This is a genomic window from Ruminococcus flavefaciens 007c (genome assembly GCF_000571935.1).
GTDB classification, from domain to species: Bacteria; Bacillota; Clostridia; order Oscillospirales; family Ruminococcaceae; genus Ruminococcus; species Ruminococcus flavefaciens_F.
Genome location: NZ_ATAX01000037.1, coordinates 1 through 11,364, shown reverse-complemented (window position 1 = coordinate 11,364; position 11,364 = coordinate 1). Strand labels below are relative to the sequence as shown.

The 11,364-nt window shown below is 43.0% G+C and carries 10 protein-coding genes and 1 pseudogene; all 11 read right to left on the bottom strand.

The genetic code is table 11. The annotated features are described in order from the left end of the window. Positions 1-133: 133 nt before the first annotated feature. Positions 134-559, bottom strand: coding sequence for a hypothetical protein (locus RF007C_RS15865; protein ID WP_037301635.1), 426 nt, complete (start codon positions 557-559; stop codon positions 134-136). A gap of 2 nt (positions 560-561) precedes the next feature. Then, the gene (locus tag RF007C_RS15860; protein WP_152537185.1) at positions 562-2,313 is read right to left on the bottom strand and encodes a polymorphic toxin-type HINT domain-containing protein; all 1,752 of its coding nucleotides are present in this window, start codon (positions 2,311-2,313) and stop codon (positions 562-564) included. Between the two features lie 101 nt (positions 2,314-2,414). After that, on the bottom strand, positions 2,415-2,894 hold the full coding sequence (locus RF007C_RS15855; RefSeq protein WP_019680438.1) for a hypothetical protein: 480 nt from the start codon (positions 2,892-2,894) through the stop codon (positions 2,415-2,417). Positions 2,895-2,905: 11 nt separating this feature from the next. Then, the gene (locus RF007C_RS16780) at positions 2,906-3,970 is read right to left on the bottom strand and encodes a hypothetical protein (protein ID WP_051456738.1); all 1,065 of its coding nucleotides are present in this window, start codon (positions 3,968-3,970) and stop codon (positions 2,906-2,908) included. A 70-nt stretch (positions 3,971-4,040) separates the two neighbouring features. Beyond that, positions 4,041-4,820 carry a hypothetical protein gene (locus RF007C_RS15845; protein ID WP_037301632.1) on the bottom strand — a complete coding sequence of 260 codons (780 nt, stop codon included), beginning with the start codon at positions 4,818-4,820 and terminating at the stop codon, positions 4,041-4,043. A 15-nt stretch (positions 4,821-4,835) separates the two neighbouring features. Then, complete coding sequence (locus RF007C_RS16775; RefSeq protein WP_051456737.1) at positions 4,836-6,104, bottom strand: hypothetical protein; 1,269 nt, start codon at positions 6,102-6,104, stop codon at positions 4,836-4,838. 44 nt (positions 6,105-6,148) lie between these two features. Then, complete coding sequence (locus tag RF007C_RS15835) at positions 6,149-7,000, bottom strand: DUF5104 domain-containing protein (RefSeq protein ID WP_037301629.1); 852 nt, start codon at positions 6,998-7,000, stop codon at positions 6,149-6,151. Between the two features lie 5 nt (positions 7,001-7,005). After that, the gene (locus tag RF007C_RS15830; RefSeq protein WP_037301626.1) at positions 7,006-8,475 is read right to left on the bottom strand and encodes a DUF4474 domain-containing protein; all 1,470 of its coding nucleotides are present in this window, start codon (positions 8,473-8,475) and stop codon (positions 7,006-7,008) included. 35 nt (positions 8,476-8,510) lie between these two features. Beyond that, a complete protein-coding gene (locus RF007C_RS15825; protein WP_019680444.1) occupies positions 8,511-9,074 on the bottom strand; it encodes a hypothetical protein in 564 nt (187 codons plus the stop codon). Between the two features lie 491 nt (positions 9,075-9,565). Beyond that, entirely contained in the window at positions 9,566-10,336 is a 771-nt protein-coding gene (locus RF007C_RS15820) for an HAD family hydrolase (RefSeq protein ID WP_037301623.1), read from the bottom strand. 133 nt (positions 10,337-10,469) lie between these two features. Continuing rightward, positions 10,470-11,090: pseudogene (gene bglS / locus RF007C_RS15815) on the bottom strand (beta-glucanase); the annotation flags it as partial. Positions 11,091-11,364 lie beyond the last annotated feature (274 nt).

The following is an 11,364-nucleotide window of genomic DNA, read 5'->3' as shown; positions in this document are numbered from 1 at the left end:
ATACATTTTACAATTTTAACCTTACACTTTTATATAAGTGGAGCAATAATCCAAGATACTTTGTTTCAGCATCTGAAAGAATTTCCCTTTATTTGAAGCCTTTCGGTTTAAATTTGTATCACTTTTTTTCTTATCAGCTTTTACTGCACTTTGCTTTCTCAGCACGGAACCAATTTAAAAACACTTCAAACGGTGTTACTTTTTCTTTTTCGGAATAGTCTTCATATCCTAATTCAGCATCAAATTTTTTAGTTTTAACATTATAAACCAACTTTAATTCATTAGGACACTTATGCTCATATTTATCACAAACATCTACTATTTTAGAAATATCATCACGTCCGACCTCTAAAAACTCATCCGATGCTTCTTCAGTTCCAAGTTGACCTGCCGAAAGGATTTTACCGTCTTTTTTGAAAAAAGCATTGAACATTTTCATACTTCTCGTCTGATATATATACGCAAATACTTCATCTACATCATTATTAACATATTCTAAACACAATGATATGTATTCTGATTGTATATCTGTAAAAGCATCTTCAAATCCAATAATCAATTTTAAGTACCTCCATTAATAAATTCAATTGTATTCTTTATTCCATCAATCATATATGATATGTTATATGATGTTGGTCTTGAGGAACCATTCGAATAATTAAGCTTTATATCAACATTTGTAACGGATCCACCATTACTTAAAGCACTAGCCCATTCTCTCTCCATAGCTCTATATTCGTGTGTATTCAAAAAACCATTTTGAGAAACTAAATTATCCAGCTTTGGTGAACCACCAAATTGATCAGCGATAAGATGTCCTGCATGGTCTCCGGAAATTTTACCTGGAGTATGTGAATTATGATGAAGTCGTCCTTCATGATTCTTAAGATGTAATTCATCTGCATGAACACTTTCAATATAACCATCAGCATTGGTTCTATATGTGTAATCATACTCACCCGTTGTATATTCAGTATTAGGCTTCAATGTTCCGTCAGCATTCATATGGCTTGGATACTCGGCATTATGAACAAGTATACCATTCTCGCCGACATGATATGTATGGAAATCCTCAACCTGGAAGTTATATACCTTCGTAGGTTCTGTTTCCTCAATTTCAATATGCTCGATAACAGCAACCTTACCGTTAATATCCTGAAGTTCGTCCCCTTCAATTAATTCTTCGGCATCTACAAAACCGCGTCCCTTTACGAAGAATGGATGAGTTTCAGTCGTTATTATTTCATCACCGTTAACAACGATATGAATAAGTTTAGTTGCTTCTCTTATATAGGTCTCAAGAACTGACTTTTCAGCAGTAATACCTGTCTCCGGATCAGTTGCCATAACCCTGTCGCCAACTCTGATGTTTTCGATTGCTACAAGTCCTGAAGCTGTTGCTATCATGGTTCCTGCAACGAAGCACTTCATAGTCTTGGTCATTCCGCCTGTAAGAGCAGCAAGTGCATCAACACCGAACTGGAATCCGTTGTAAAGCTTGCTTTCATGGAGCCTCTGATTGAAGCGTACAAAAGCATTGTTGGGATCAAACATTCCAATGACCATTGCTGACATATCGAATAATCCCATACCACCTGAAAGAACAGCTGAAACCTTAGCGGTAATCTTTACTGCCTTTCCAAGAGTACTTACGCACTTAATTGACTGACCGAGTATTTCACCTGCTCCGCCAAGTCCGCCCATAAGAGCTCCTGTAAGTGCTCCCGAGAATGCACCGTCTTCAAAACCTTCGAAGAACGAGCCGCCGGTCAGAGCACTCATGATGCCTCCAAGGAGGCCTCCCGATATGGCGCCCATCAAGGCGCCTGCCGCCGCTCCGAGTATGATCTTTCCGAATACAAGACCTGCTATTGCAGCATTGACACCCGGAACGAAGAGGCAAACAATAGCTGCGACAACAATAACTATAGTAACGATAAGCTTCCAGTGTTCCTTACACCATTCGCCCACCTTCTTGAGACCATCCTTGAACTTCTCCCATGTGCTCTTCTCACATTCGGGTTTCAGGTAATAGTACTCATCGTAGAAGTCTTCCTTGCTCTGATTAATGGCTTCCGCCGCATCTTCATCAATTTCGACTACGTCATCGATAAATTCTTCGATCTCATCTCTGAGCTCTTCGAGTTTCTCGATCTTTTCTTCCTGAGTGTCCGATGAACTTTTGATTGAACCAATGACAGCTTCAAGATCACAGACACTGCTGTCTATGCCACGTGCACTGCTACGCAATGCACTTAATTCACTTTTTAATGACTTGACCGAACTTTTTGCAGTTTTTATAAGATCAGGCATTTTATTGACCTTATTTGCGTATAAAGTTATTGTAGACAATCTGTTATCATCTCTTTTCTGCAACAAATTTTTATACAGTTATTTTTTAATGAATATCTGTCTTATTGAATATACTGCTTCAAGCTTTTAATGCAGTTTTTCGAAATTACCGAAGTACTTATCTCGCCTGAATCGTATTTGTTCAGCAGATACGCTGCAAGCTCTTTGAAACCTTTCATGCTGCGATGAAGAATGACCTCATTATCAGCTGTTTTTATCCTGAGGAAAAACCTTGAACCGTATTTTCCACGGCTTTGCTGTATATGCTCGACATTCTGTATATCGTTCAGGGAAAAATCATATGTTTTTCCGGACCTTGAACGTACATACATTTTATCGTTATCCACCTTCAGATAGAAAAGGAAGGTAGGAACAGTCATTACCACAGCCGTTGCTGCAAGCAGGACTATCATCAGCACAGCCAAAGCTTTATTGGAAGTAAATATCAGTATAAAGAAGAAAAATGCCATCAATGCAGCCACACTAAGGTAAGTGAGAAGAAGATCCGATTTATAGTATCTTACTGTAAATATATCCTTCATAAAGCCTTATATTATGCAGATACTGCCTTTTTGTAGCTCTCCCAGCCTTCGCCGGTTCCGCCCTTGAAGATTTCAATCGTGTTATCCCAGAGGTCGTCTATAAATTTGGCTCCAATGCCCTTGAATATCGCCTTTAAGCTTATTCTGTTTCTTCCCACATTAGCCAGCTCGTAATTCCATGTGAACTTCCAGCTGTCTCTTCCCTTGTTCAGTCCTCTTATCTTTATAGGGAGAAGTTCACCCAACTTACCACTAAGACCCGAGAAGAGTGCACCTGTACCGAATGAGAACAAAGCGTTGCAAACGATCGTAGAGAATGATATATTATCTCCCTTGAAGGCAATGTCACCAAGATCTGTTATGATCGATGTAATTGCATCACCGCCGCCGCCTACAAGCATCGACTGTGCCAGAGTAAGCTCAGCTCCTGTGAATGATGATACAACACCTCCGAGACCGCCTGTTATCAGACCGCCGACAGCACCGCCGAAGGCACCGTTTTCAAGTCCCTCAAGGAATGTGCTGTTAGGTGATATAGCACCTATCACACCTCCGATGGTTCCGCCTATCACAGCTCCGATCAGCACACCCGCTGCCAGATCAAGTATAAGCTTTCCAAATGCCAGACCTGCAACAGCAGCGTTGACGCCGGGGATAAAGAGGCAAACTACAGCAGCAACAACAAGTACTACTGTTACGATGACCTTCCAGTGTTCCTTACACCATTCGCCGACCTTCTTGCAGCCGTCCTTGAATTTCTCCCAGCCGCTCTTTTCACTATCGGGCTTGAGATAGTAATAGTCATCATAGAAATCATCTTTGCTCTGATTTATAGCCTCAGCAGCCTCTTCATCTATTTCAACGACATCGTCGATGAAATCCTCAACTTCTTCCTTGATCTCCTGAAGCTTTTCGATCTTTTCCTCCTGTGTGGAAGTAGAAGACCTGAGTGAAGCTATTACATCATCAAGGTTGCAGACGCTACTGTCGATATTTGCCGTTGTTTTTCTGAGATCGTTTATTTCGGATTTGAGCTCCTTAACCGATCTCTTTGCATTTCTTATCAGTGAAGGCATACGGTTTACCTTCCGTGAATATAAAGTTATGGTCGACATTTTCTATCATCTCTTTTCTAAATGATAATAATCATTTTATATTCTTTTTCCAGATAAGACCGTCCGCGCCGTCCTGTACAGACCAGCTCGAACCACAGTAGCGACATTCATACTCTTTCTTCCTGCCGAAAAATGAAGACTTTTTCAGCAGCAATCCATTATTTGTACTAATAATTATCTTATCTTTAAAACTTTTCTGTTCTGCGGTATCCTTCAGCTGAAGATGCTGCGGTATCCATCCGCAGGGACAGTCGAATTTCTGTGCTATGATCCTGCCGTTTTCAATATGTACCAAAGGCTTTCCGCGCCAGTCTGTGAATATGCCCTTTCTTTCATCGTCAATGAAGCATATCTCTTCACGGCCTGAAAAAACGTTATATGCTGCAATGATAAGCTCAAGCTTTTCTTCAGCGGTAAGATACTGTCCGTCAGCCCAATACATCTTCTCGGTGTACGCCGCGAATCTGTATGAACCTCCGCATTCCCCACAGAGTGTAAGCATTCTGCCCTTGTATATCAGCTCCAGTCTGTCACGCGCCGGCGAACCCAGTACGATGAAATCACCCTGAAGCTTAAGCGTTATGCTTGATGACCGGAGGAACAGAACCTTGAACTGACTGTTCTCACAGTGTTTTACTGTATCGTAAATGAGCTTTATGCGTTCAGCATCGGAAGCTTCGCCATTGTGACTTATCCAGCTGAAATCACTTGTATCAGCATAGAAACCGTCAACGCCGAGCTCTCCGCCGAATCGTCCGGTATTACCTTCCGATTCTATATCCACATAGCACTTTGTACCTTTGATATTCATTTAAGGCTCCTATTTTCAGTGACAGAACACTTCACGCAGTTTTTCCAAAAATGCAAGTCCATTGTTTAACATAGGTGAAATCTGTACTACTCTTGAAAAACCACCTGCAGCCACAGCCCAACCAGAGGCTGTCTGATTCATTATCGTCAGGCCTGTTATTCCGGGGGTTATCGGAGCAACTATCCTCTCATAATTAAGGAAGATATTTCCCACAACAGATCCATTGGAAAGAACCATTCCTGTTTCAGAACCGATATAAGCAGTAACCTGTCCGGAAGATTCAAGAACATAAGCCACAGAAGGTGACGCCCAATTAGTAACGGAACTCTCTGCAACACCTGCTCTTGCCATCAGCTGACCAAGTGTTTCGCGTGAAGTTCCTGCCAGACCAGCCGAGACATTGGCACCGTCTGTTCCAAGACCTGCCCAGAGCATCGAACCGTCTTTAGCCATTTTAGCTCCGCTGAATATTGTTCTGTACGACTGTGCGCCCTTCAGAGCTTCTACAAATTCAGGTCTTCTCAGCGCCTGACCGAATGCCCTGAGCTGTGCGGTAGTTATACCATTAAAGGCATTGTAAATACTTCCAATGTTATACAGACCACCAAAAATGAGATTTCCCCAGTTCAAAACGGTTTGAGCACCCTTCCAGAAGCCTTCCAGCGGATTCCATACATCGACCACATTTACTATAGCAGATAATCCTGCAAACGCTATGGCCGCTACGCCGATCACTCCACTTATTATTGCAGCCGTAGATGCTGAAATACCCAATGCAGTAAGCAGTGGCACGAGTGCCAGACCTCCTGTCGCAACAACTGCAACTATAGTTATAACAGCTCCTATTATTATAACAGCTGTGATTACTATCTGCTTCCAGTGTTCCTTACACCAGTTACCGAAATCCTTGAGACCATCCTTGAATTTTTCCCAGCCGCTCTTTTCGCAGTCGGGCTTCAGGTAATAGTACTCATCGTAGAAATCATCCTTGCTCTGATTTATTGCCTCCGCAGCGTCCTCATCGATGCTCACTACGTCATCAATAAATTCCTCAACTTCTTCTTTTATGTCTTCAAGCTTTTCAAGCTTTTCCTCCTGAGTATTGGACGAAGCCCGAAGAGAAGCTATAACATCGTCAAGATTGCAGACACTGCTGTCGATTGACATAGTGCTGTTCCGCAGATCTTCAACTTCGGATCTGAACTCTCTTACCGATGATCTGACATCTCTTATCAGTGACGGCATACGATTTACTTTACGTGCATATAAAGTTATCGTTGACATGATCCTTCCCCCTTTACTCTTATTCTGTCATAAACAAATGTATATTACTGATCGATGATCTCGCTTATGCCTGTTATCGCAGGCTCATCAAGATCCAGACGACTGATGTCCTTTCCCATGGACATTGCCGTGATCTTCTTGTCATCGTTATACTTCAGACCGAGCACATAATAGTCAAGCGCAAATCTTACGTCCGCATAAGCCGTATATCCGCCGTCCTCCGTGCTGATCCACATCTTATCAAAGGATTTGCTCTGATTATCGTCTATAAAACGCTCCAGAGCATCAAGCTGGACTTTGCTTGAATTTTTCAGTACATCCTCTGAAAAAATATCGTATGTATCTTCCTGTACTCCGTTATAATCGAACAGTGTACTTATGGAATTATCAAGAAACTCTCTTTCGGGATAAGCTATCCCAGCTATATCAAAATACTCTTTGTCATTGCCTGTGCCTTCAAACAGTTCAACGCTGTACACGCCCACCATTGAAGGATCTGCTTTATTGCTGAGCCAGTCAGTCCACATGACCTTATAGTTGTTTTCTCCGGCATAGAACTCACAGTAGCAGTGCATAACAGTGTAATCCCTGTTCTCACCGTAATGAGAGTAGCAAGACTGGTTATCATCCGAAATAGTCGCTTTTCCGTCCCTGTAAAGGTCGAGCACATAAGCTATTCCCTTGTCAAGATCAGGAGCTCTTTCAACAGCTCTTTCTGAAAAGCAGCTTTTCAGAAGCTCAGCATCTTTATTCTCAAGTGCCTGAAAGAATTTGCTTTCGAAATCCTTCATGGCTTTTCTCTGTTTTTTTACGCTATCTTCCAGCAGTGACAGCTTTGAACACGAAACCGTACTCAGCATTACTGCCGACAGACAGATCAAAAGGATTTTTTTCATTTATATTACCATACAAGTGTTGCAACATGAGTTTCATCGTCAAATTCCCAGTGACCGCTGCCTTCGCGTGAAACAGTACCTGTCACGCCGACACTTTTCTTCAGTGCCTCATACATTTCCGCACCGTTATCAAGACTGTCAAATCTGATAGTTGTCGTTGCACGGAGCTGATCTGCCTGAACATTCTGGTGATTGGTATCAAAACCGTTTACCCACCACTGACGTCCGCCGTTCCACCAGTCATTACCACCGTTCTGAGAATTATCAGTAAACGGATTGTAATTGAAGAGCACTTCGTTGCCGCCGTTGTCCCAGTTTCCGTCATCGTCATATTCAAGCACCAGACTCATATCAAGTGCATACTCTCTGCCGGTGACATAGTGTGAATTATCACCTGAATTTATATATATACCAGTTTCGGTACCTGCGCCGAGGTTCATATAATCGCCCTTCCAAGCCCAGATAACGAACTGCTGTCCGTCAAACTCGAAATCATATGTCTGGTAAACATCAATACTGTTACCGTTTGCACTGACTCCTCTGTTGAATACATTGTCATAACCGGTGTTATAACCAACGGGTCCCCAGCCCTGCCATGTATCCTGCTTGATGTGGTAAACGCCGTCACCGTCAGGATCGACAGCACCGATAAGTCCTACTACAAAATCAGCACCCGGAAGCTTTTCAGCTGTCCAGATCTTACCGATCTCAATGAAGGGACCGAAAAGTGTTATGAAGCCGTCAACTATATCACCGAACCATTCCGTGGCGATTATTTTACCTACGGCACTTATAAACCTTGTAGCCGCACTGTTTATAAGATCTCCCAGAGGAGAATTCATTATGAGCGTTCCGAGGGGAGCAAGCACATATTCATACAACAGTGACGCTCCTTCTTTCAGAAGTGCAAACGCAGCCGGCATCCAGGGGCAAATTGTTATGATCAGATCGCCGAAAGCTTCAATTACCGAAGCCAGCAGCCTGCATCCGAGAGCTACCAGATCTCTGTGATCTCTGATCCATTCTGTAACAGACTGGCAGAAGCCTGCGATCTCTTCCCATACAGCCTCAAAGAAATCGCTTGCCGAATCCCACAGGCTGCCAAAGAAATCGCCTACGGCATCGAGCCACGATTCAGCCTCGGGTCTGAGGTATTCATACATTGAGTAGAAATCCTCTTCAGCTGTTTCGATCAGCTCCGAAACTTCCTCATCTATCTCGGCAACGTCTTCAATAAACTCCTCGGCAGTCTCCTGAACGTTTTCCCAGAACTCCACAAGGTCATCCTGAGTATCCGAAGATGCTCTGAGTGAACTTATTACGTCCTCAAGGTCACAGACATCGCTGTCAATACCGAGTGCACTGAGTCTCACGCTGTCAATTTCATCTGACAGAGAACCAATGGAACGCCTGAGTGCCCTCATAAGAGACGGCATCTTATTGACTCTGCGCGCATATAAGGTAATGGTAGCCATAAAGCTTCTCCTTTGCTAAAAGCCTTGGTTTATCGTCAATCGTCTTCCTGCATTCTTCTCTTATAGTAGTTCATATCACAGGAAGCGCTCCATTTAGCGCTGCGGGCATCGCTGAGATTATTGCGTGATCTTGCGATCTCGTCCTTAATATCATCGATCTCCTGTTGTACCCTTCGGATCTCGTCTTCGAGCTCTTCGATGGTGTCATCGACAGCTCTCTTTTTATCCTTGAACTCATCTATCGCATCTCTGATGATATTCTTTGTATCGGTCATCTCATCGCTGAAAGCGTCATTGATAGTTACCGAAGAGGAATCCGACGAATCAGCCATGCTGCTGAAGTTCTCGGAAGCATCGTCCATATCCTCCTCAACGCTGTTATAGCATGTTATAAGATCATCCTCACGTCTGATGAGATTTTTCAGATCACGTGAAGCCTGACGGAATTTTCTGAGCTGAACCTTGAGATCATTGAGCTCGGAAACCTTTTCGGACTTCTGGCTTTTGAGATCTTCGATATGGTTTTCATAGTAATTTATATCGTCACAAGCATTATAATAACGATCTCTTGCTTGGTTATAGCAGCTTTCGTAGTCCATGCACATACCTCCTGATAAAACTTTATATACATTTAATACAGCCGCTGCGTCCGCAGGACCGCCGCTGTAAATATTTACATTTCATTCTTTTGACAATTAAGATCAAAAATACTGAACAAGTTCTGCCTTTTTCAGCACTTTTCCAAATTATTCCCTATATATTTTACCACACTTCTTTCTGTTAGTCAAGTCAATAAATAAATTTCAAAGACCAATTTTTGCTGTCTTTCGTCCTTGGTTTTAATATGTATATATTATACCACAACCCGAAAAACGGCTCTGAAAAAGATGACAAACTTTATATTTTAAGTATTATAGATCATAGCACCTTACGCAAACAACGGTATAACGGCACATAAAAAAATTCCTGCTGTTTTTTACCACTCAAAAAGCTGTATCTTACCCTCTTGATTGCTGTTTTTTACATCACTTTTTTGACCAAAAAACATCGCAATAAACAGAAAAAGGACATTTTTCCTCTCAAATGTCCTTTATATATATTTATGTAAGAAGTCCGCAATGCCGTCCTCGTCATTGGAACCTATAACCTCATCAGCAATCTGTTTTACCTCGTCACAGCTGTTACCCATAGCTATCCCTCTGCCGCAGAGTCTGAGCATACCTATATCCGCCAGATCGTCTCCGAAGGCTGCAATGTCCGCAGGAGTTATCCCCATATGCTCACAGAGCCTTATAACAGCGCTTTCCTTGTTGACTCCTGCTCTTGTCAGCTTGTACCAGAAACCGTCCGTAAAGCGTATACAATCGCACTGGGGCAGAGCCTCAGCCATTTTCGCAGCATCAGCTTCATCGAAAACCTCTGCGCATATCTTCAGAGAGCTCTCCGCAAAGTCCGAAAAGTCATTGAAGCTGCTTTGTCCCCAGCTCGCTTCGAGAGCGTCCTGCTCGGGCACATAATTGCGCAGATGCTCACCTTCACGGGTATCCACAGTAATAGACACATTGCCGCATACTTCCCTTACGCAGGCGATTATGCCTGATGTCTCCTCTCCCGAAAAGGCCTCGCATATTATAACTCTGCCATTCTCTCTGACCAAAGCACCGCCGTCGGAGATGACCAGATCGGGTGAAAGTGCCACGGTAAAGCGGGTGGAATTGCCTGCGCTCCTTGATGTGGCCACGCCTATGATATAGCCTTTCTCCCTGCATCTGCGCAGCTCGTCCAGTGTACGCGGAGAAATTGTTTTTTCACCGGTCAGCAAAGTACCGTCCAAATCAAAAAGCAGTACCTTTTCTTTCATATGATCACTCACCTTTCTTATTATAATAAGAAAGATTATACCACTGTATCCTGCGGTTGTCAAGAAAAAAATCGCGCCCCGGAATACGGGACGCGATAAAGCATATATCATTTATGATATTTTACTGCTTGTTGTACTTTACCCACTGATAGCTTGCGGTAAGAGGAGTCTTTCCGTCATAGTGACCAAGCCACTCATCAACGCCTCTTCCGGGCCAAACATTCATCATGATCTTTCCGGGAGTCTGTGGGATATTATTGTAAGCTGTGTATACAGCCTTTCCGTCAACATACCATGTTATATGGTCACGCTGCCAGTCAAAGCCATAGGTGTGGTAGCTCTGTGAAGCATCGAAGCCAAGGTCATAGATCTTCTCATGGTTGCCCTGTCCGTTGGTATAGTAATTGAACTGTACCTTTGTTGTATCCTTGCAGAGGAACTCGATATCGATCTCATCCCAGGGATTATTGTCAGAAGCACCTGTATATGTAAAGAATGATGAGTTTACACCAACGTTCTTGATAGGCTTCATAGATGTCTCATAGTAGCCGAATCCGTAGAAATCAGTTGTTCTGTACTCAGCACCTGCATAGTGATACTTGCCTGTGTTATCCTTGTCGATAGTAAGTTCAAGAGCTCCGTTTCTGAAAGCTGTCTGTGACTTATACCAGCCGCAGTCAAAGGGATCGCCGTTCTCCCAGCCGTCTGAAGCTATGAAGTAACGTGATGAGCCTGTTCTGAAATCATCGAACATTGTAGCAGATGCATTTGAGGAATTGTTGTTCTGCTGATTGTTGTTCTGATTCTGCTGGTTATTGTTCTGATCCCACTGGTTCCAGTTGTTGTTATTGTCCCAGCCGTTCCATGCGTTCTGCTGGTTGTTATTCTGGTTGTTCCAGTCATAGTTCTGGTTCTGGTTGTTCCACTGGTTCCAGTCATTGTTCTGGTTCTGATTGTTCCACTGGTTCCAGTCATTGTTCTGGTTCTGGTTGTTCCACTGATTCCAGTCATTGTTCTGGTTGTTCCAC

Bases quoted from the DNA above. Each gene is read 5' to 3' on its own strand.
- RF007C_RS15830 (WP_037301626.1), bottom strand. From the start codon at position 8,475: ATGGCTACCATTACCTTATATGCGCGCAGAGTCAATAAGATGCCGTCT.
- RF007C_RS16780 (WP_051456738.1), bottom strand. From the start codon at position 3,970: ATGCCTTCACTGATAAGAAATGCAAAGAGATCGGTTAAGGAGCTCAAA.
- RF007C_RS15825 (WP_019680444.1), bottom strand. From the start codon at position 9,074: ATGGACTACGAAAGCTGCTATAACCAAGCAAGAGATCGTTATTATAAT.
- RF007C_RS15860 (WP_152537185.1), bottom strand. From the start codon at position 2,313: ATGCCTGATCTTATAAAAACTGCAAAAAGTTCGGTCAAGTCATTAAAA.
- RF007C_RS15855 (WP_019680438.1), bottom strand. From the start codon at position 2,894: ATGAAGGATATATTTACAGTAAGATACTATAAATCGGATCTTCTTCTC.
- RF007C_RS16775 (WP_051456737.1), bottom strand. From the start codon at position 6,104: ATGTCAACGATAACTTTATATGCACGTAAAGTAAATCGTATGCCGTCA.
- RF007C_RS15835 (WP_037301629.1), bottom strand. From the start codon at position 7,000: ATGAAAAAAATCCTTTTGATCTGTCTGTCGGCAGTAATGCTGAGTACG.
- RF007C_RS15845 (WP_037301632.1), bottom strand. From the start codon at position 4,820: ATGAATATCAAAGGTACAAAGTGCTATGTGGATATAGAATCGGAAGGT.
- RF007C_RS15820 (WP_037301623.1), bottom strand. From the start codon at position 10,336: ATGAAAGAAAAGGTACTGCTTTTTGATTTGGACGGTACTTTGCTGACC.